At 71.1% G+C, this 18,721-nt stretch carries 19 protein-coding genes, 3 tRNA genes and 1 pseudogene; 9 read left to right on the top strand and 14 right to left on the bottom strand.

The features are described 5' to 3' along the window. Nucleotides 1-107 precede the first annotated feature (107 nt). The 4 genes from G6N23_RS00140 to G6N23_RS22330 all read left to right on the top strand — a co-directional run bounded on the left by G6N23_RS00140 (nucleotide 108) and on the right by G6N23_RS22330 (nucleotide 5,569). On the top strand, nucleotides 108-1,088 hold the full coding sequence (locus G6N23_RS00140) for a hypothetical protein (protein WP_163769690.1): 981 nt from the start codon (nucleotides 108-110) through the stop codon (nucleotides 1,086-1,088). After that, entirely contained in the window at nucleotides 1,085-1,219 is a 135-nt protein-coding gene (locus G6N23_RS21705) for a hypothetical protein (RefSeq protein ID WP_268967514.1), read from the top strand. Before G6N23_RS00140 ends, G6N23_RS21705 begins: the two co-directional genes overlap by 4 nt. 181 nt (nucleotides 1,220-1,400) lie before the next feature. Then, a complete protein-coding gene (locus G6N23_RS22325) occupies nucleotides 1,401-3,137 on the top strand; it encodes a hypothetical protein (protein ID WP_179961145.1) in 1,737 nt (578 codons plus the stop codon). Then, on the top strand, nucleotides 3,122-5,569 hold the full coding sequence (locus G6N23_RS22330; RefSeq protein WP_163769673.1) for a hypothetical protein: 2,448 nt from the start codon (nucleotides 3,122-3,124) through the stop codon (nucleotides 5,567-5,569). The genes G6N23_RS22325 and G6N23_RS22330 overlap by 16 nt, the downstream gene beginning before the upstream one ends. 110 nt (nucleotides 5,570-5,679) lie before the next feature. Here G6N23_RS22330 and G6N23_RS21720 read toward each other — a convergent pair whose 3' ends face one another. Next, the gene (locus G6N23_RS21720; RefSeq protein WP_235687135.1) at nucleotides 5,680-6,042 is read right to left on the bottom strand and encodes a GNAT family N-acetyltransferase; all 363 of its coding nucleotides are present in this window, start codon (nucleotides 6,040-6,042) and stop codon (nucleotides 5,680-5,682) included. Nucleotides 6,043-6,481: 439 nt separating this feature from the next. After that, nucleotides 6,482-7,450: an NAD(P)H-quinone oxidoreductase gene (locus G6N23_RS00160; protein ID WP_085259995.1), complete on the bottom strand. Its 969-nt coding sequence runs from the start codon at nucleotides 7,448-7,450 to the stop codon at nucleotides 6,482-6,484. Nucleotides 7,451-7,474: 24 nt separating this feature from the next. Here G6N23_RS00160 and G6N23_RS00165 point away from each other — a divergent pair. Next, nucleotides 7,475-7,561 (top strand) — tRNA-Ser (locus tag G6N23_RS00165). A gap of 23 nt (nucleotides 7,562-7,584) precedes the next feature. On the opposite strand, the gene G6N23_RS00170 is transcribed toward G6N23_RS00165, so the two are convergent. The 6 genes and pseudogenes from G6N23_RS00170 to G6N23_RS00195 all read right to left on the bottom strand — a co-directional run bounded on the left by G6N23_RS00170 (nucleotide 7,585) and on the right by G6N23_RS00195 (nucleotide 12,565). Beyond that, nucleotides 7,585-8,013, bottom strand: coding sequence for a hypothetical protein (locus G6N23_RS00170; protein ID WP_085259994.1), 429 nt, complete (start codon nucleotides 8,011-8,013; stop codon nucleotides 7,585-7,587). A gap of 259 nt (nucleotides 8,014-8,272) precedes the next feature. Further along, nucleotides 8,273-9,163 (bottom strand): transcriptional regulator CynR, encoded by an 891-nt coding sequence (gene cynR, locus G6N23_RS00175; RefSeq protein WP_085259993.1) that lies wholly within the window; start codon nucleotides 9,161-9,163, stop codon nucleotides 8,273-8,275. Between the two features lie 128 nt (nucleotides 9,164-9,291). After that, a pseudogene (lipE, locus tag G6N23_RS00180) lies at nucleotides 9,292-10,531 on the bottom strand (lipase LipE). A gap of 14 nt (nucleotides 10,532-10,545) precedes the next feature. Continuing rightward, nucleotides 10,546-11,421, bottom strand: coding sequence for an acyl-CoA thioesterase (locus G6N23_RS00185; protein ID WP_085259992.1), 876 nt, complete (start codon nucleotides 11,419-11,421; stop codon nucleotides 10,546-10,548). Next, complete coding sequence (locus G6N23_RS00190; RefSeq protein ID WP_085259991.1) at nucleotides 11,418-11,741, bottom strand: DMT family transporter; 324 nt, start codon at nucleotides 11,739-11,741, stop codon at nucleotides 11,418-11,420. The genes G6N23_RS00185 and G6N23_RS00190 overlap by 4 nt, the downstream gene beginning before the upstream one ends. Next, nucleotides 11,741-12,565 carry a crotonase/enoyl-CoA hydratase family protein gene (locus tag G6N23_RS00195; protein ID WP_085259990.1) on the bottom strand — a complete coding sequence of 275 codons (825 nt, stop codon included), beginning with the start codon at nucleotides 12,563-12,565 and terminating at the stop codon, nucleotides 11,741-11,743. Before G6N23_RS00195 ends, G6N23_RS00190 begins: the two co-directional genes overlap by 1 nt. Nucleotides 12,566-12,587: 22 nt before the next feature. On the opposite strand from G6N23_RS00195, the gene G6N23_RS00200 reads away from it, so the two are divergent. Both G6N23_RS00200 and G6N23_RS00205 read left to right on the top strand, forming a co-directional pair. Further along, nucleotides 12,588-13,163, top strand: coding sequence for a TIGR03086 family metal-binding protein (locus tag G6N23_RS00200; RefSeq protein ID WP_085259989.1), 576 nt, complete (start codon nucleotides 12,588-12,590; stop codon nucleotides 13,161-13,163). A gap of 56 nt (nucleotides 13,164-13,219) precedes the next feature. After that, nucleotides 13,220-14,203 carry a TerC family protein gene (locus G6N23_RS00205; RefSeq protein WP_109560185.1) on the top strand — a complete coding sequence of 328 codons (984 nt, stop codon included), beginning with the start codon at nucleotides 13,220-13,222 and terminating at the stop codon, nucleotides 14,201-14,203. A 9-nt stretch (nucleotides 14,204-14,212) separates the two neighbouring features. On the opposite strand, the gene G6N23_RS00210 is transcribed toward G6N23_RS00205, so the two are convergent. The 3 genes from G6N23_RS00210 to hisC are packed head-to-tail and all read right to left on the bottom strand — an operon-like array spanning nucleotide 14,213 to nucleotide 16,160. Next, the gene (locus G6N23_RS00210; protein WP_085260171.1) at nucleotides 14,213-14,683 is read right to left on the bottom strand and encodes a DUF4334 domain-containing protein; all 471 of its coding nucleotides are present in this window, start codon (nucleotides 14,681-14,683) and stop codon (nucleotides 14,213-14,215) included. Between the two features lie 5 nt (nucleotides 14,684-14,688). Then, complete coding sequence (locus G6N23_RS00215) at nucleotides 14,689-15,102, bottom strand: SRPBCC family protein (RefSeq protein WP_085259988.1); 414 nt, start codon at nucleotides 15,100-15,102, stop codon at nucleotides 14,689-14,691. An 11-nt stretch (nucleotides 15,103-15,113) separates the two neighbouring features. Further along, nucleotides 15,114-16,160, bottom strand: a complete 1,047-nt coding sequence (gene hisC, locus G6N23_RS00220) for a histidinol-phosphate transaminase (RefSeq protein ID WP_085260170.1) — start codon at nucleotides 16,158-16,160, stop codon at nucleotides 15,114-15,116. Between the two features lie 97 nt (nucleotides 16,161-16,257). Between hisC and G6N23_RS00225 the strand changes: the two genes are divergently transcribed. Beyond that, a tRNA-Ser gene (locus G6N23_RS00225) sits at nucleotides 16,258-16,348 on the top strand. Between the two features lie 34 nt (nucleotides 16,349-16,382). Continuing rightward, nucleotides 16,383-16,455, top strand: a tRNA-Arg gene (locus G6N23_RS00230). 1 nt (nucleotide 16,456) lies between these two features. On the opposite strand, the gene G6N23_RS00235 is transcribed toward G6N23_RS00230, so the two are convergent. The 3 genes from G6N23_RS00235 to G6N23_RS00245 are packed head-to-tail and all read right to left on the bottom strand — an operon-like array spanning nucleotide 16,457 to nucleotide 18,711. Next, entirely contained in the window at nucleotides 16,457-17,212 is a 756-nt protein-coding gene (locus G6N23_RS00235; RefSeq protein ID WP_085259987.1) for a hypothetical protein, read from the bottom strand. After that, nucleotides 17,209-17,946: a hypothetical protein gene (locus tag G6N23_RS00240; RefSeq protein WP_085259986.1), complete on the bottom strand. Its 738-nt coding sequence runs from the start codon at nucleotides 17,944-17,946 to the stop codon at nucleotides 17,209-17,211. The genes G6N23_RS00235 and G6N23_RS00240 overlap by 4 nt, the downstream gene beginning before the upstream one ends. A 9-nt stretch (nucleotides 17,947-17,955) precedes the next feature. Continuing rightward, complete coding sequence (locus G6N23_RS00245; protein WP_085259985.1) at nucleotides 17,956-18,711, bottom strand: hypothetical protein; 756 nt, start codon at nucleotides 18,709-18,711, stop codon at nucleotides 17,956-17,958. Between the last annotated feature and the right edge of the window lie 10 nt (nucleotides 18,712-18,721).

Below are 18,721 nucleotides of genomic sequence, written 5' to 3' on the forward strand. Positions count from 1 at the left end.
GTGGCCAGGGTGGTGCCGGTGGCACCACCTCCGGTAACGGTGGCGCGGGCGGTGTCGGCGGTATCGGCGGACAGGGTGGCGCCGGTGGCGCGGGCGCGGATGCCACGGTGGCCGACACCGACGGCGGAAACGGCGGCAACGCCGGGGCCGGCGGCATGGGCGGCAACGGCGGCCAGGGCGGCACGGCGACCAACGGCACCGGTGGCGCCGGCGGCAACTCCGGCTACGGCGGAAACGGCGGCATCGCCGGCGCCGGGGGCAAGGGTCTCGGTGGCGGCGGCGGTGTGACCGCCGGTAATGGTGGTCACGGCGGCGACGGCGCGCTCGGGGCCTCGACCGGTCAGGTGGGTGCCGGTGGAACCGGCACCACTAACGGTGCCAGCGGTACCGCCGGCCTGGACGGCATCGCCAGCGACGGCGGCGTCGGCGGCCAGGGCGGTGACGGCGCGGGCCTGATCAGCGCAACCAACACCGGCCAGGGCGGCGGTAACGGTGGTGTGGGTGGCAACGCGGCAGCGATCGGCAACGGTGGCGCCGGCGGTGCGGGTGGCGTCGGCGCGACCGTGGACGGCATCACCGACATCAACGGCAACGGCACCGCGGGCGCGATCGGTGGAGCCGGGGGTAACGGTGGTACCGGTGGCCTCGGTGGCAGCACCTCCGGTAACGGTGGCGCCGGTGGCGCCGGCGGGTCCGGCGGTAAGGGCGGTGCCGGCGGCGCGGGCGCGGACGCGACTGTCGCGGACACCGCGGGCGGCAACGGCGGCAACGCGGCGGCCGGCGGCGTGGGCGGTAACGGCGGCCAGGGTGGCGAGGCCAGCGCCGGCACCGGTGGTGTCGGCGGCGACGCCGGCGACGGTGGTGCCGGTGGTGCGGCCGGCGTCGGTGGCACCGGTCTCGGCGGCGGCGGCGGCGCCAACGCCGGCGCGGGCGGCTCGGCGGCAACGGCGCCGATGGCGCTGCGGCCGGTACCGCGGGCATCGGCGGCACCGGTACGGCAGGCGACGGCGCGGTCGGCAACGACGGCGCGGCCGGACTCGGCAGTGACGGCGGCGCCGGCGGAAACGGTGGCGTCGGTCAAGGCGTGATCGGAGCCACCGACATCGGCCAGGGCGGCGGCACCGGCGGCCACGGCGGTAACGCCGCATTGGCCGGCAACGGCGGCGCCGGAGGAACCGGCGGGCCGGCGCGAAGGCGCTGCCGGCATCACCGATGGTGACGGCAACGGCACCAACGGGATTCACGGTGGCGCCGGCGGCATCGGCGGTGTCGGTGGCGCGGGTGGTACCGCTGTCGGCAACGGTGGCGCGGGCGGTGCCGGAGGCGCGGGCGGCGCCGGCGGTAACGCCGGTCACGGCGCTGAGGGCATCAGCGGCGCCCCGGTCACTGCCGGGAGCGGAATGTCCGGTGCCGACGGCACCGACGGCGGCAACGGCGGCATCGGCGGTAACGGCGGCATCGGCGGTGACGGCGGGGCCGGTGGCACCGCCAGCAACGGCGACCAGGGCGCGAACGGCGCCGGCGGCGTCGGCGGCAACGCCGGAAACGCCGGAAACGCCGGTAATGGCGGCCGCGGCGCCGACGGTACCGGCGGCGGCAACGGTGCTGTCGCAGGCTCCGGCGGCAATGGCGGCGCCGGCGGCGATCGCGGCGCAGCGGGTACGGCCGGCGCAGGCGGCTGGGATTCCAGCCACACCACCCAGGCGGCCGGCGGAACCGCCGGTACGGCAGCCGTCGGCGGCAACGGCGGCGCGGGCGGCAAGGGCGGCACGGGTCTGCTTCTGGGCGACGGCACCGCGCAACTCGGCGGCGGCGGCGGTAACGGCGGTGACGCCGGAACGATCGGCAACGGTGGTGCGGGTGGCAACGGTGGCGCCGGCGCGGCCGGTGCGGTCGGCTCGGTGGCGACCGCCAACGGCGGAACCGGCGGCAACGGCGCGGCCGGTGGTAACGCCGGCAGCGGCGGCAAGGGCGGCTCGATCTCCGGCAACGGCGGTCTGGGCGGCGTCGGTGGAGCCGGTGGCAACGGCGGTGCGGGTGGCGCCGGCATCCAGGGCATCGCGGGCAACGATGCTGTTGCGGGCAGTGGTGGCAACGGCACCGACGGCACCGACGGCGGTAACGGCGGTAACGGCGGCGTCGGCGGCGCCGGCGGCAACGGTGGTCAGGGCGGTTCTGCCACCAACGGCACCGCCGGCCTCAACGGCAGCGGCGGAATCGGTGGTAACGGCGGGGCCTCAGGTGCCGCGGGTAACGGCGGCCACGGCGGCGCCGGCGCCGGCGGTGGCGCCAACGACACCGCCGGGCACGGCGGCAATGGCGGCACCGGCGGTGACCGCGGTGTCGGCGGTGCCGCTGGCAAGGGCGGCTTGAACGGTGACGGCCTCACCTATCGCGCTGCCGGCGCGGTCGGGGCGGACGGCGGCGGCGGCAACGGCGGCAACGGTGGTGCCGGTGGCCACGGCGCACTGCTCGCCGACGGGTCGACCGGCCAGGCCGGTGGCTACGGCGGTAACGGCGGCGCGGCCGGCGCGATCGGCACCGGCGGCCAGGGCGGCGCCGGTGGTAACGGCGGCAGCGGCGTGGTCGGTGTGACCGACGGTGACGGCAACGGAACCACCGGCGGCAACGGCGGCGTCGGTGGCTACGGCGGTAACGGCGGCCAGGGCGGCACCACCTCGGGCGCCGGTGGCCTCGGCGGTGCGGGCGGCACCGGCGGCAGCGGCGGCAACGGCGGCGATGGCGTCCTGGTGTTGACGGCAGCACCGGTGGAAACGGTGGCCTCGGCGGGCACGCCGCAGCCGGTGGCGCCGGCGGTGGGCGGCGATGCCACCCACGGCGCCGGTGGTGTCGGTGGCGCGGCGGCAACGCCGGCAACGCCGGTAACGGTGGCGCCGGCGGCGACGGCGGTGCCGGTGGCATCGGTGCCGCCGCCGGTAACGGTACCGGCGGCACCGGTGGTGACCGCAGCGTCGGTGGCGCCGGTGGTGCGGGCGGCACCGGCCAGGGTGGCGTCCAGTCCAGCGGCGGCCAGGATGGCACCAACGGCGCGGGCGGCGACGGTGGCGCCGGCGGTAACGGCGGCGACGGACAGCCCTCGGAGACGGCTCCGCGCAGGACGGTGGCGTCGGCGGTGATGGCGGCGCGGCCGGCGCGATCGGTACCGGTGGCGCGGGCGGCAACGGTGGTGCGGGTACCGCCGGCACCGACGGCATCACCAACGGTGACGGCGACGGCACCAGCGGCACCGCGGGCGGCAACGGCGGCAGCGGCGGTCAGGGCGGCGCCGGTGGTACCACGGCCGGCGACGGCGGCGTGGCGGTTCTGGCGGCGCCGGTGGCGCGGCGGCAACGGCGGTGCCGGTGTCAACGCGGCCGACGGCTCTGATGCGGCGGCCAACAGTGGCGGCAATGGCGGCGACGGCGGCGACGCCACCAGCACCAACGGTGATGGTGGGGCCGGCGGTAGCGGTGGCAACGGTGGCGCGGGTGGTGCGGCCACCAACGGCAACACCGGTGCGGCTGGGGCCGGTGGCCAGGGCGGTGCCGGCGGCAACACCGGCGACGGCGCCAACGGTGGCCACGGTGGTGCCGGCGCGGGCGGCGGTGCCAACGAGATCGCCGGCCACGGCGGTAATGGTGGCCAGGGCGGCGTCGCCGGTACGGCGGGCGCCGGTGGCGCCGGTGGTACCGGTGGTGACGGCACGGCAGCCGACAACGGTCTGGACGGCGCGGTGCTCGGCGGTGCCGGTGGCAACGGTGGCGCCGGTGGCCAGGGTCAGATTGTGGGCGGCGTGAGCCAGGCCGGCGGCAACGGCGGTTCCGGCGGCGCAGCAGGCACGGTCGGCCAGGGTGGCACCGGTGGTGACGGCGGGGCCGGAGCTGCCGGCTTGGCCGGAGCGACCGATGGATCCGGAGATGGCACCGACGGTACGGCCGGCGCGGCCGGCGGCAACGGCGGTGCGGGCGGTGCCGGTGGCGCCGACGCCGGAGACGCCGGTGCCGGCGGTAAGGGTGGCGCCGGTGGTGCCGGCGGTGTCGGCGGTAACGCCGCCAATGGCACCGCGGGAACCAATGCGACCGCCGGCAGCGGCGGCAACGGTGGCGTCGGCGGTGACGCCAGCGGCACGGCCGGTAACGGTGGCGCCGGCGGTGCCGGCGGCACCGGTGGTGTCGGCGGTGTGGCCAATGTCGGCAACAACGGTGCCGACGGCGAGGGCGGTCTCGGTGGCGACGGTGGCGCGGGCGGCAACGCCGGGGTCGGCGGCCGCGGCGGCGACGGCGCGGGTGGCGGCACCAATGCCGTTGCGGGAAGCGGCGGCAAGGGCGGCAACAGCAACAGCATCGCGGGCACGGGTGGTGAGGCCGGGGCCGGTGGTTTGGCCGGCGACGGTGTCACCCAGGCCGACAGCGGCCTCGCCGGTGCCGACGGCGCGATCGCCGCGGGTGGCACCGGCGGTAACGGCGGCAACGGTGTGACGCTGGGCAGCGGCCTGGCGCAGGCCGGCGGCCACGGCGGTGTCGGCGGTAACGCCACCGGGGAGTTCGGTAACGGCGGAACCGGCGGTAACGGCGGTACCGGCGCCAACGGCACCTCGGGCACCAACGCCGCCAACGGCGCCGGTGCGGCCGGCGGCAACGGCGGCAACGGCGGTTCGGCCGGTCAGCACGGCACCGGCGGCACCGGCGGCAACGCCGGTAACGGCGGCACGGCCGGGAACAACACCTCGGTCGGCGCCAACGGTGGAGCCGGCCAGAATGCGCCCAAGGACCCGCAGGGCCAGCCCATGGCCGGTGGAGCCGGCGGCAATGGCGCCGACGGCGCGACCGGGTACGCCGGCGGCGCAGGCGGTCTCGGCGGTACCGGTGGCGCCGGTGGCACCGTGACCGGTGACGGCGGCAAGGGTGGCCTCGGTGGCTCCGGTGGCGTCGGTGGCGGTGGCGGCAAGGGCGGTAACGGCGGTGTCGGCGGTACCGGCGGTGCCGGCAGCCTCGGTATGCCCGGGCGCCAAGGCGGTACCGGCGGCGAGGGCGGCCAGGGCGGCGACGGCGGTGTCGGCGGCGCGGCCGGTCTGGGCGGCGCGGGCGGCGTGGCCCTGGGTGACGGCCAGTCGGGTGGTGCGCACGGCGACGCCGGCGTCGGCGGTAAGGGCGGTGCCGGAGGTCTCGCCGGCAACGGTGGTAACGGTGGCGCCGGTGGCGCCGGCTACAACGGCCTGGTCGGTCAGGGCACCGGCGGCGGCGGCACCGGTGGCACCGGTGGCAACGGTGGAACCGGTGGAACCGGCGGTCAGGGCGGTGCCAACACCGACGGCACCCACGCCCAGGGTGGCTCCGGTGGTCAGGGCGGCAACGGCGGCAAGGGCTCCAACGGTGCCTCCAAGCCCAGCAAGTCCAACTGGGCGGGCAGCGGCGGAAACGGTGGCGACGGTGGTTCCGGCGGTACGAACGGTGACGGCGTCACCGGTTCGTCGGGCACCGACGGTGTCGCCGGCGGTAAGGCCGTCAGCGGCAGCAGCACCGTGGGTGTCGGCGGCGCCGGTGGCATCGGCGGTGCGGGCGCACCGTGATGATCCACCGGCACCGCTAGCCCCGGCGCCAGCGGCCCCGGCGGCGATGCGCACCGGATAACGACAAGGGCGGTGACGGATGATCCGTCACCGCCCTTGTCGGTGCCGCGCTATGGCGCAGCAGGACGACCGCTAGTGCGGGGCTTCCTCACGGGTCCTCGGCCAGGCGAACAGGGCGATGCGCTGATCCCACTTGGCCATGTAGTGCTCGCCGAGGAACACCCCGCCTCGTCGCTCCAGAACCGGCGCCCGTAGGAACCGTCGCCGGCATTGGCATCACCGATGATCCGTTGGCACTGCGGTTCGATCTCGAACACGCTCTGGACAAACCCGCGGAACATGATCGCGCCGTGTCCGTGCTCGACCATGTCGAGTTCGGCGATGGCCGCATGCAGTCCCACGTCGTAGGGATGCGCGTCGTAAACGGCGGCGAGATCGTCCTGGGCGGCACGGAACAGCTCCATGTAGCCCATCGGCCGCCCGTCGATGCTGAAGACGTAGGGGCGTGAGTAGCTGCCCTCGAATTGACCTCCATGTGGCGGCGCCATTGGTCGGGTGGATAGTCGTAGCTCCAGGTCTGGGCCAGGTGCGGCCGGTTCATCCACTCGGAGATCATCTCGGCGTCGCCGGCCGGGTCCGCGAAACGAACGGTGTACGGCTCGGCACCGGCAGCGGCGGTGGCGGAACGGCGCGGACCTCGTCGCTTACGTCATGCCGTGGCATGCGCGAACTCATGGTGAACCCGAAGCCGTTGGCCGAGATGGTTTCGGTGGACATGACAAGTGCCTCCTGGGAATCCGTTACTGGCAGCCGTCGCCGATGGGCTCGCCGATAATGCTACGTCCACCGGCGAGCGTGCGGGTCTGTACGCCGACACGCCGCAGTAACTGGCATTCCGCGCACGCTCGCCGCTTAGAGCGTCAACACCACTTTCCCGGTCACCTCACCCGAAGCCAGCAGCCGGTGCGCCTCGCCCGCCTGCTGGATCGGCACCCGCGCGCCGATCACCGGCTTGATTCGGCCGTCACCGAGCATCGGCCACACCTTCTCGGTCACCGCCGTGACGACAACGCCCTTCCCGCGCGGCCCGTCGACCGGCCGGCCGCGCAACGCGGTGCCGATCACCGCGGCGCGTTTGCCGATCAGCTTGCCCAGGTTCAGTTCGCCTTTGACCCCGCCCTGCATCCCGATGACGATCAGGCGGCCGTCGTTGGCCAGCGCGTCGATATTGCGGTCGAGGTATACCGCCCCCATGATGTCCAGGATCACGTCGGCGCCACCGGCCTCGAGGATCCGTGCGACGAAGTCCTCTTCGTGATAGTTGATGGTGACCTCGGCGCCCAACTCGCGGCAGAACGCCAGCTTGGCCTCCGACCCGGCGGTGACGGCCACCCACGCCCCGAGTTGGCGGGCGACCTGGATGGCGTGGCTGCCCACTCCGCTCGCGCCGCCGTGCACCAGTAACTGCTGGCCCTCGCCCAGTCCCGCCGTCTGCACCAGGTTCGACCACACCGTGCAGGCCACCTCCGGCAGGCCGGCGGCGTCCACCAGGTCCACGCCGTCGGGAATCGGCAGCACCTGCGGGGCCGGCACCGCGACGTACTCGGCGTAGCCGCCGCCGGCCAGCAAGGCGCAAACCTGTTGTCCGACAGTCCAATCGGAAACCCCGTCACCCACCGCGGCGACCTCGCCGGAGACCTCCAGCCCGATGGTCTCGCTGGCGCCCGGCGGCGGCGGGTACTTGCCGGCGGCCTGGAGCAGGTCGGCTCGGTTCACCCCGGCCGCGGCGACCCGGATCAGCACCTCGCCGGCGGCTGGACGGACATCGTCGACCTGTTGCCAGGACAACACCTCGGGGGACTCAGCGACAACGGCATGCATGGTCGCCAGGGTACGATTTCCCGCGGTGGCGTGGCAGAGCGGCCTAATGCACTCGCCTTGAAAGCGAGAGACGGCTAAAACCGTCCGGGGGTTCAAATCCCTCCGCCACCGCCGATCGGCCCGCGGCGCGCCGCTCAGCCGAACAGACCCGGCTCCGGCTCGCCGTTGCGGATCCGCTGCAGAAGCACCGCAGACCAGCCCCGGTCGATCACGACGTGGTGCGCCGCCTGAACGCCGTACTGGCGTAGCGCTGCGAGGAACCACTCCCAGCGCAGGTCGGTCCCGGGCTGGCCCGGCTCGGGGTAGACGACCCACGCCGTTCGGCCGGCCCCGGCCGCGTTGTAAGCCGCCCGCAGCCAGGCCAGATCCACCCGCCGCAGCGCAAAGGCGATCACCACGTCGGCGTGGTTCGGGTTGGTTCGACTGATGGCGAGCAGTCGCAGCTCCGATTCGGCCGGCGCGTTGATCACCGCCACGCTGCGGCCCCGCCCGATCTGCAGCATCTGCTCAAGCTGCGCCAGGCCGGGTCCACTGGTGGTGTCGTCATATAGGGCAGTCGTCATAGGTTGCTGACCCAGCCTTCCCCGCGCTCGGCGGCCCGCCGCATCAATGCGGAGAACTCGTCCGTCTGATGTGAGACATGGTGCTTATCAACGGTTTCGGTTGCCATACCGGAGTCGGCTATATCCCGCGAATGCCGCATCGCGCCTTCCATCTGTTTGAAAAGCGTTCACCCAGACGACATTCAGCATGGAAGATGGCACATGCAGTGTCCAATACTTAGATCCACGCGGAGCCATTGGCGGGACCAATAGCTCCCTGCTAGCTGCGTCGCTCGGCCACCATGGCGTCGAGCATTGCGGCGAACGCGCGCGCCGCTGCGGACTGGTAGACGCCGGCACGCTGCAGCACCTGCACGGTGCGGGTCGGCAGCGGTGGATCCAGCGGGACCGGGTGCAGGTCGGGGCGTTCACTGGTGATCGCATCCGGCAACACGGTGGCGACGACGCCGCGTCCCACCAGCTCCAACAATGCGCTGACCGAGTTTGCTTCGATCGCGATATTCTGTGGCACTTGGCATTCGGCGAAGTAGGCGTCGACGTGCAGTCGGGTGGCGAAGTCCGAACTGAGCAGCCCGAGTGGTTCGCCGGCCAATTCCGCAACCGGCACCCGGACGGCACCCGTCTCGAGCGGATGGCCCGAGCCCACCACCAGAACCAATGTCTCGGCGAACAGTGTCCGGGCCTCGATGCCGGCCGCGTGCGGGCCGGCGAAGCCGATCCCGAGGTCGAGTCGATCTGCCAGGAGGTCGGCCTCCATCTTGTCCTGGTTGGTCTCCAGAACCGTCACCCTGATGCCGGGATAGGCCTCCCGGTAGCTGTAGATCAGCTGGCCGATCAGATACGCGGTGAAGGTGGGTGTCACCGCGATCCGCAGGTTGCCGCGCGAAAGGTCACGCACATCGTGCACGGCCCGTTCGGCGGCCTCCAGATCCCGCACCGCCAGCCGGGCATGGTGGACGTAGGCGGAGCCGGCGTCGGTGAGCCGAACGGTGCGGCCGGACCGGTCGAACAGCTTCACCCCGACCGCGTGCTCGAGTTGCTTGATCTGTTGGGACAGCGTCGGCTGGGAGATGTGCAGCGCTTCGGCGGCCCGAGTGAAATTCTGATGGTCGGCGACCGCCAACAGGTACTTGATGTGCCGCAGCTCCATCGATCGACTATAGGAATCTCGGGTCGCCGGTGTTGCAATACCGGGTGCGACTCGCCGTCTTCGACCGCGCAGAGCCGGGAGACCCGCAGCATTGCTCGGATCGCCCAGGGCGAACGCAGGTCACGGCGTCACCGGAGGCGCGGGATCTCGGCGGCGATGGTGTCCATCAGCGCGGCGTAGCGCTTGGCCTCCGGATCGCGGCCGGGCTTGCCGCTGGAGATCAGCCCGGCAGCCAGGCCACGCGCCGGGTCGGCCCAGATGGCGACGTTGACCAGGCCCAGATGCCCGAAAGCCGAGGGCGCGCCGCGACCGAACGGGCCGAACCGCTCCGAGCCGAGCATGTAGCCGGTGCCCCAGCGCAGCGGCACCAAGCCCGTCGCCACATCCGGTCGCAGCCGCCGGCACTGGGCCGTCGCCGCGGCCATGGTCTCCGGCGACACCACCCGCACGCCGTCGAGCTCGCCTCCGCGGCGCCAGATCTCGGCGAATCTCGATAGCTCGAACGCCGTCGAGATGGTGTTCGACGAGGGATGACGCTGGTCAGATACAGCGGGTGTTGGTGAACGGGATGATCTCGTGCATGGTCCCGCCGATCGCCCGGCGGAACACCGCGGCCACCGGACCGGGAAGCGGGCGGCCGGTCGCGTGACTGGGCGCCACCAGCGGGACGTCGTCCTGGGACACACCGAAATTCGTCCATCGGAAACCCAGCGGGTCGAGGATCTCCTCGGCCAGGATGTCGCGGATATGGCGCCCGGTGGCCGCCGAGACGATCTCACGCACCAGCGGGCCCCAGGTCAGAGCGTGGTACATGTGCGCCCAACCCGGGGGGTAGATCGCCCGCAGGTTCGCCAGCTGCTGCCGGGTGTACTCGCTGTCATCGACGCGATGCACATCGGGCCGCGGTCCGGTGGCGAACGGCACCCCGGCGCTGTGCGTCAGAACCTGACGGATCGTGGTGCGGCCCTTGCCGTGTCGACCGTACCCGGGCAGATAGTCGGCCACCCGGTCGTCGAGCGAGAAGCAGCCCCGCTCGACGAGCATGTGCACCACGGTCGAGGTGATCGCCTTGGCGGCCGAGTACGCGCAGAACGGGGTGTCGGTGGCCACCACCACCTTGTCGGCGTCGGCGGGATCGGTGGGCGCATTGCCGAGGGCGTGCCCGATCGCGCGGTTGAGCACGACGCGGCCGTTGTGGCGCAGGCACAGCTGGATCGCCGGGTGCATGCCGGCGCCATACCAGTGCCGCGCGGCCTGCCAGATGCGTTCCACCGCCGCCGGGTCGATGCCGGATGAGTCTTCCTCGCCGACCGCGGTCACGGCGTCCAGATCGGCCGGGAGCCGGATCCGCCCATCGGGTGTGGTCATCTCGGGAATCTCCGTCACCGCTGCCGCCCCTCGCCCCGGCCGAAATACAGTTCCTGGGTCGCAAGACAGACCAGCTGCCCGGCCCGGTTGTACATCGTCGAGCTCGCCAGTCCGCGCCCGGCGACGCCGCTGGGCGAGAATTGGTCGGACAGCACCCAATCCGACAGGTCGACGGGCCGCTGAAACCACAGCGCATGGTCGATCAGCGCGTTGAACACGCTGGTCTTGGTGGCCCGCCGCATGGCGACCGCGGTCTCGACCATGGTGGTGCCGGACAGGTAGGTCAACAGGGCGCTGTGCAGCGCGGGGTCGTCCGGCACCGCCGCAGAGGGCTTCCACCACAACCGGATCCGCGGTACCGGCTCGTCGCGGTCAAGAGCCAGGCGTGGCGGCGCGTCGACGTAGCGCAGCTCGAACGGGTGGGGCTGGACCCAGTAGCCGCCCAGTTCGTCGGCGTAGTCCGCGAGTTGCTGCTGTACCGGCGGCAGGGAGTCCGGATCGGGCACCTCGGGCATCGGCTGCTGGTATTCGGGCGCGTCGACGGCGGCACTGAACGACGACAGCACTTCCAGCAGGATCTCGCCGTCCTGGCGGGCGGTGACCTGACGTGTCGACAGCGTGCCACCGTCGCGGGCCACGTCGACGTGTAGGTCGACCGGGCGGCGGGCGTCACCGGCCCGCAGGTAGTAGACGTGCAGGCTGTGCGGAATACGGCCGGGGGCGGTGCGGCTGGCCGCCATCAGCGCCTGGCCGGCGATGTGCCCGCCGACGATGTGGTGGTGCGGGTTGTCGAGCTGGGTGGCGACGAACCGGTGCTCACCGCTCTGCTCGACGTCGAGGGTGGCGACGACGTCGGCCAGGGCCGGTTGCGGGAAGGACACGCCGGTCATGCGTGCGCCCCGTGCTCCAGCAGGTACACCCCGGCGCCGATCAGCACGACCCCGCCGGCCATCACCGGTGTGAACGGGTCGGCGAACAGCAACCGGGCCAGCGCCGCGGTCAGCGCCACCCCGACACCCGCCCAGACCCCGTAGGCCACTCCGACCGGCATCCCGCGCTTGAGCACCAGCGCCAGCAACACGAACGACACCAGGTAGCCGACGGTCACCGGGATCGCCCACTGCCATCGGCTGAAACCGTCGGAGGCCCGCAACGACAGCGTCCCGGCGACTTCGAACCCGATCGCCCCGAACAGCAGAACCCAGGCCATCACTCGCCGGTGAACTCGGGCTTGCGTTTGCCCATGACGGCGCCGATACCCTCCAGCAGGTCCTTGGACGCCAGGAACGCCGAGTTCCACGCCGCGACGTAACGCAGGCTGGCCGCCACCCGGTCGGTGCGCTGCTCATCGAGCACGTCCTTGACGCCGGCCACGGTCAGCGGCGGGTTGGCGGCGATCTCGGCGGCGGTGGCGTGCGCGGCGGCAAGCGTGGCGTCGGCGTCGGCAAAGACGTCGTTGACCAGGCCGATCTTCTCGGCGCGGGCGGCGTCGATGTCTTTACCGGTCAGCGCCAGCTCGCGCAGATGCCCGTCGGACAGGATCAGCGGCAGCCGGGCCAGACTGCCGACGTCGGCGACGATGGCCAGCTTGACCTCGCGCACGCTGAACTTGGCGTCGGCCGACGCGTAGCGGATGTCGACCGCGGAGATCAGGTCGACCCCGCCGCCGATGCACCAGCCCTGGACCGCCGCGATCGTCGGGGTGCGGCAGTCGGCGACCGCGGTGATCGCATCCTGCATGCCGCGCAGTTCGCGGTGGAAGTCCGCGCGCGGCCGCGCCGAGGCCCCCTCGGCGAGCATCGGGGTCATCGTCCCGCCCATCGCGGCCAGGTCCAGCCCGTAGCTGAAATTCTTGCCGGATCCGGTCAGCACGATCGCCCGCACGTCGCGGTCGGCGTCCAGCTCGGCGAACACCGTGGGCAGCTCCGACCAGAACGCCGGGCCCATCGCATTGCCCTTGCCCGGACCGATCAGGGTCACCCGGGCGACGTGGTCTTTGGTCTCGACGGTGACGGATTCATAGGACTCGGTCATACCCAGACCGTAGCGTGGGCACATGGCCTCCGATCTGCGACCCGGTCCCGATGCACCCCCCGCCGACGAGCTGGCCGGCGCCGAAGCCACGTGTGCGGTGCTGGCGCAGGTGCTGCACCACATCAGCGGCGATGAGCTGTCCAATCAGACGCCGTGCTCGGAATTCGACGTCGCGCAGCTGACCGATCATCTGCTGAACTCCATCACCGTCCTGGGCGGCGCGGCGGGCGCAGAGTTTCCGGCCCGCGAGGCCACCGAGTCCCCCGAACGGCGGGTCATCGCCGCGGCCCGGGCCGCCCTGGACGCCTGGCACGGCCGTGGCCTGGACGGCAGCGTCACGATCGGCCCCAATGAGCTACCGGCGCGGATGGCGGCGGGAATTCTGTCGGTCGAATTCCTGGTACACGCGTGGGACTACGCGACGGCGACGGGCCGTACGGTGCAGGTGGCCGAACCGCTGGCCGAGTACGTGTTGGGTCTGGCGCAGGCCATCATCACACCGGCGGGCCGGGTCCGAGCGGGGTTCGACGAGCCCGTCGAGGTCGCCGACTCCGCCCCGGCCCTGCAGCGGCTGATCGCATTCACCGGACGGTCATAGCCCCGCTACCTGCACGTCAACCCGATGTCGTCCGGCATGCCTAGCGTGGGTAGGACATGGACGTTTCCGGATGGTTATGGGCAGTGACGATCGCCGGCCTGGTGGGGCTCCTGGCGTTCGACTTCTTCGCGCATGTCCGCAGGGCGCATGTTCCGACGTTGGCCGAGGCCGCGGCGTGGTCCGTCGGCTACATCGCCATCGCCGTGCTCTTCGGGGTCGGCATGTTCGTCTTCGGCGGATCCGATGTGGGTTCGGAGTACTTCGCCGGGTACCTCACCGAGAAGGCGCTGTCGGTCGACAACCTGTTCGTGTTCCTGGTCATCATCGCCGGCTTCCGGGTGCCTCGAGTCGACCAGCAGAAGGTGCTGCTGTTCGGGATCGTGATGGCGCTGGCCGCGCGGACCGGCTTCATCTTGCTCGGCGCCGCGCTGATCCACCGTTTCTCCTGGATTTTCTACTTCTTCGGCCTGCTCCTGCTGCTGACGGCGGGCAACATGCTCAGGTCGGGCAGCGCCGGGGTGTCTCACCGGACCCCCGATGTCATCGTCGGGCTGGTGAAGAAGGTCGTGCCCACCAGCGCCCGTTATGACGGCGACCGGGTGTTCACCCGGATCGGCGGGCGCTGGGTGATCACCCCGATGCTGCTGGTGATGCTGGCGATCGCCGGCACCGATGTGATCTTCGCGCTCGACTCGATCCCGGCGATCTTCGGCCTGACCCAGAACACCTACATCGTGTTCACCGCGACGGCGTTCTCCCTGCTGGGCCTGCGGCAGCTCTACTTCCTGATCGACGGCCTGCTTGACCGGCTGGTGTATCTGTCCCACGGCCTGTCGGTGATCCTCGGCTTCATCGGCGTGAAGCTGATCATGCATGCGATGCACGAACAGGGCGCCGGCGGCATCGAAATCGGCACCGGGCCGTCGCTGCTGGTGATCGCCGGCGTGCTCGCGGCTACCGTCATCGCCTCACTGCGGCACCGCCGGGACGCACCCCGCAGCGAGACCGAGCGCGAGCCGGAGCTTGCACTGCGGCCCTGACCGGATCGCCTACACCCGCTCCAGGTAGAAGTAGAAGTAGCGGCCGTTGTCCAGGACGCCCGCCTTGCCGTTCATGATGCCCATCACGGTGTCGTCGTCGACGCGCTTGAAGTGGTCGTGGGTGGGCTGGCCGTCGTAGACCATGGTGGCCACCACCTCGCCGCGGAACTCCTCGTTCCACAGGCTGGCCTCGCCCTTGCCGAGTTTGACGTTGGAGAACTTGTTGCCGTCCTCGTCGAGGCAGACCAGCGGTTGCACGTCGGTGACCGAGCGGAACGTCTTACCGAACCAGCGTGCCTTTTCCAGCAGGCCGTTCATCTTGTGGCCGGTGACGAACTCGCCGCCCCGCCACTCGCCGATCATCTGCTCGACGGTGGCCGGCGGCAGCGTCGCCCAGAACTCGTCGAGTTCGGCGTCGGCGATGGTGTCGGTGCGCTGTTTGAACGTGGTGAACCTGGTGCGGGCCTGCTCGTCGCTCATCGCGCTCACCCGGCCTTCTTGACGGCCCGCTTCAGGGCGAACAGCAGCCCGTGCGCCAGCACCGCGGCCACCCCGGGCAGCGGGTTGTCGGCGCTGACGGTGTAGCTGATCTCGGTGCCCGAACCGGCCGGGCGCAGCACCACGTCGCCGATGTAGTTGCGGAACGGGATGCCCGACACACCCCGGTAGCTCAGCCGCTGATCGGGCTCGAAGGCGATGACCTCCTCGACCATCGGCGCCATCCCGGGCACCGCCTGGATGCGGCGCTGGGCGCCCACGCCGTTGGGCTCGGGAGTGCCGGGCCGGACCAGGGTGATCTTCAGGCCGGGCGCCCACGAGGACATGCCCTCGTGGTCGGAGAGCACCGTCCACACCCGGGATGCGGGCGCTGCGACGGTGGCGGTAGCGGTGGCGTGCATAGAAATCCTCCTCAGATCCAGCCCTGAGCGAACCGTAACAGCGCGTCGTTCTCCTCCGGCGCGCCGATGGTCACCCGCACCCCGTCGGTGCCGTACGGGCGCACCACGATGCGGGCCTCGGCGGCTGCGGCCACGAAGTCCGCGGTGCGCTGCGCCAGCGGCAACCACACGTAGTTGGCCTGCGAATCCGGCAGCTCGAACCCGGCGTCACGCAGCGCCGCGGAGACCCGGACCCGCTCGGCGACCACCGCGTCGGTGCGGGCCAGCAGTTCGTCGGCGGCATCCATCGAAGCGATCCCGGCGACCTGCGCCACGGTGGACACCGTGAACGGCACGTAGACCTTGCCCAGTGCGGTGATGAGCTCCGGATCCCCGACCGCATAGCCCAGCCGCAGCCCGGCCAACCCGTAGGCCTTCGAAAATGTCCGCAGCACAACCACATTGGAGTGTTTGCGCACCAATCCCAAGCTGTCGGGGATCATTCCGTCGCGGGTGTACTCCACATACGCCTCGTCGATGCCGACCAGGATGTGTGGCGGCACCGCCGCGACGAACCGCGCCAGCGCGTCGGGCTCGACGACGGTGGAGGTGGGATTGTTCGGGTTGCAGACGAAGATCAGCCGGGTGCGGTCGGTGATGGCGGCGAGCATTGCGTCCAGGTCGTAGGTGTGCGCCTGCAGCGGCACCTGCACGGGCACGGCGCCGGCGGTGCGCACCTGCAGCGGGTAGATCTCGAAGCTGCGCCAGCCGAACACCACCTCGTCGCCGGCGCCGGTGCTGATCTGGATCAACTGCTGACACAGGCTCACCGACCCGGCGCCCGCGGCGACGTTCTCCGGGGCGAACCCGACGTGTTCGGCCAGTCGGGACCGCAGCGCGGCGTAGCCGTTGTCCGGGTAGCGGTTGGTTCCGGCCAGGGCGGCTTCGACGGCCTTGACCACGCTGGGCAGCGGCGGCAGCACCGTCTCGTTGCTGGCCAGCTTGATCGAGCCCGGAACCGTCTTGCCCTCGACGTAGGCCGGCAATGCGGCGATCTCGGGGCGCAGGCGGGCGGTCACGGACCACAGCATATGTGCGCCGGTGGCTCGCTTCTCAGCCGCATGAACCCGCGGATTCGAAGCCGGGGTAGCGATCCGGTACCCTCAACGAGTTCGAGGAGGCGTGCCAGAGCGGCCGAATGGGACTCACTGCTAATGAGTTGTCCTCTTACCGGGGACCGGAGGTTCAAATCCTCTCGCCTCCGCCACGGTCGAGCTTGCTCGTCCGACAACTGAAGACAGGCGCCCGTAGCTCAACGGATAGAGCATCTGACTACGGATCAGAAGGTTGGGGGTTCGAATCCCTTCGGGCGCACTCAGGAATTCTCCCGCTCGCTCGGCGAGTTCCCGCCGCGGCGAGAGGGGTCCGGCGAGAACCAGGCGGTTTTGGCCTGCCAGGATCGCGCCAGCCCGTAGGCGAAGATCGCCACGGACAAGCAGATGCAGGCCCAGATCGCCGGCCCGGCGTAGCCGCCGACCCAGATCGAGACGATCGCGATCAGGCAGGCCAGCACCGTGAACAACATCGACGCCAGATACAGGTTGACCGTCCTCCTGGCCCGGGGGTCGTGCCGCAGGACCAGCATCAGCCGGCCGACGTAGCCGCTCAGGTAGAGCACGATCCAGCATGCGGCCACCTCGAAGGCGGTCAGCCACGCATCTCCGGTCAGGCCGGCGAACAGATCGGGCTCATGGCCCCGTTCGATCCTGACGAAGCTGATCAGCAGCACCAGCACGCCCAGCCCCACCGGCAGCTGCAGGTGCCGGCGCATGAGCGGCCGCACCTGATCGGGATCGGCCAGTCGCACCAGCATGTGATAGATGTTCGCGATCACCGCCACGATCAGGCACAGGCCGCCGACCAGATGCTGGACGTTCCACATTCCCAGCCACCGGTGCAGCAGCGGGCTGAGCTCGGCGCCGACCCGCGGCGACAGCAGCACCAGTGCACAGCCCTCCATGGCGATGGCGAAGGTGGCGGCGGATTCCCAGCGTGACCACCAGGTGTCCCGTCGCACCCACAGGCTGTAGAGGATCACCGCGAGGGTGGCGGTGATGAATGCCGACGTCATTGCGCACCGATTGCCCTGCCGCCCCCCGAGGTAAACCATGCGCTCTTCGCCTGCCAGGATCGCGCCGACCCGAACGCGAAGGTCCCCACCGCCAGGCAGACGCACGCCCAGATCACCGGACTGGCGTGGTCCCCACCACCCCATGTCGAGCCGATCACGACCAGACAGGCCGCGGCGGCGAACGCCATCGACACCAGGAAGAGGTCGATGGTGGCTTTGGCCCGCGGATCTTTCCGCAGGATCAGCATCAGCCGGCTCACGTAGCCGCTGAGGTAGAGCACCACGGCGCAGCCCACCAGCTCATAGACGATGAGCCAGGCAGAGGTGGTTGCGGCGGCGAACATGTCCGGGCGGTACTCCTGGTCGGCCAGTAGGTAGGAGGGCACCATCAGCGTGATGCCGAACCATACCGGGATTATCAGCTGGCGGCGCATGATCGAGCGCACCTGATCAGGATCGGCGAGCCGCACCAGCATGTGGTAGATGTTGGCCAGGATGGCCATGATCAGGCACAGGTGGCCGAGCATCTGTTGTACGTTCCACACGCCCAGCCCGCGGTGCAGGATCGGGCCGATCGCGGTGGCGCCCCACGGCGACATCAACAGCAGCGCACAGCCTTCCAACACCAGCGCGAGCGAGGCGGCGGCCTCCCAGCGTGACCACCAGGTGTCCCGGCGAACCCACGAGCTGTAGGTGATCAGCGCCAGTGTGGCGACGATGAGTACCGACGTCATCGCGCAGTCTTACGACAGCGCTTGCGGGGGGTTGGACTCCTTGATCGATCGACCGCGGGGGACGAACCATGCCGCCTTCGCTTTCCACGAGCGGGCCGAGCCGTAGGCGAAGATGGTCACCGAAACGCACACGCACAACCAGACCAGTGTGCTCACGTCGGATTTGGACCAGGTGGTGCTCAGCTGCGCCACCAAGGCCGCCAGCGCGAACGCCGAGGAGGCGGTGTAGAGCTCCACGGTCTCCTTGGCGCGTGGATCGGAACGCACCAACAGCAGCAGCCGCGTCGCGTAGCTGGACAGGAAGATCAGTAGGCCGCAGAACAACACCCAGTACACACTCGCCCAGGTGCCGCCACCTCCGCTCGTCGAGAAACCGTCCGGACGGTAGCCCGCATCGGCGATGACGAACACCGCCACCATTGCCACGATGCCGATCCCCACCGGCCACTCCACGTGCCTGCGGAACAACGGCCGGATCCGGTCGAAGTCGGCCAAGCGCGGCAGCACGTGGTAGATGTTGGCCGCGACCGCGATCACGAAGCAGATGTGGCCGATCAGCTGGTGCAGGTTCCACATCCGCGTGGCGCGCTGTACCCACGGCCCGAGTGTTTCGGCCGCCCATGGCGACATCAGCAGCAGAGCAATGGTCTCCAGCGCGATGGCCAGGGTGATGCCGATCTCCCAGCGTGACCACCACGTGTCGCGGCGCACCCACAAGCTGTAGAGCGCCACGAACACGGTGGCGCCGATGAAGACCGACGTCATGCGTCGACGT

It is taken from the genome of Mycolicibacter terrae (genome assembly GCF_010727125.1).
Taxonomy (GTDB): domain Bacteria; phylum Actinomycetota; class Actinomycetes; order Mycobacteriales; family Mycobacteriaceae; genus Mycobacterium; species Mycobacterium terrae.

Bases quoted from the DNA above. Each gene is read 5' to 3' on its own strand.
- G6N23_RS00185 (WP_085259992.1), bottom strand. From the start codon at position 11,421: ATGACCGGCGTGTCCTTCCCGCAACCGGCCCTGGCCGACGTCGTCGCC.
- G6N23_RS00160 (WP_085259995.1), bottom strand. From the start codon at position 7,450: ATGCATGCCGTTGTCGCTGAGTCCCCCGAGGTGTTGTCCTGGCAACAG.
- cynR (WP_085259993.1), bottom strand. From the start codon at position 9,163: ATGGAGCTGCGGCACATCAAGTACCTGTTGGCGGTCGCCGACCATCAG.
- G6N23_RS22325 (WP_179961145.1), top strand. From the start codon at position 1,401: ATGTCCGGTGCCGACGGCACCGACGGCGGCAACGGCGGCATCGGCGGT.
- G6N23_RS00210 (WP_085260171.1), bottom strand. From the start codon at position 14,683: ATGAGCGACGAGCAGGCCCGCACCAGGTTCACCACGTTCAAACAGCGC.
- G6N23_RS00205 (WP_109560185.1), top strand. From the start codon at position 13,220: ATGGACGTTTCCGGATGGTTATGGGCAGTGACGATCGCCGGCCTGGTG.
- G6N23_RS21720 (WP_235687135.1), bottom strand. From the start codon at position 6,042: ATGGGCTACATGGAGCTGTTCCGTGCCGCCCAGGACGATCTCGCCGCC.
- G6N23_RS00195 (WP_085259990.1), bottom strand. From the start codon at position 12,565: ATGACCGAGTCCTATGAATCCGTCACCGTCGAGACCAAAGACCACGTC.
- G6N23_RS00215 (WP_085259988.1), bottom strand. From the start codon at position 15,102: ATGCACGCCACCGCTACCGCCACCGTCGCAGCGCCCGCATCCCGGGTG.
- G6N23_RS00245 (WP_085259985.1), bottom strand. From the start codon at position 18,711: ATGACGTCGGTCTTCATCGGCGCCACCGTGTTCGTGGCGCTCTACAGC.
- G6N23_RS00200 (WP_085259989.1), top strand. From the start codon at position 12,588: ATGGCCTCCGATCTGCGACCCGGTCCCGATGCACCCCCCGCCGACGAG.
- G6N23_RS00240 (WP_085259986.1), bottom strand. From the start codon at position 17,946: ATGACGTCGGTACTCATCGTCGCCACACTGGCGCTGATCACCTACAGC.
- G6N23_RS00170 (WP_085259994.1), bottom strand. From the start codon at position 8,013: ATGACGACTGCCCTATATGACGACACCACCAGTGGACCCGGCCTGGCG.
- G6N23_RS00235 (WP_085259987.1), bottom strand. From the start codon at position 17,212: ATGACGTCGGCATTCATCACCGCCACCCTCGCGGTGATCCTCTACAGC.
- G6N23_RS00190 (WP_085259991.1), bottom strand. From the start codon at position 11,741: ATGGCCTGGGTTCTGCTGTTCGGGGCGATCGGGTTCGAAGTCGCCGGG.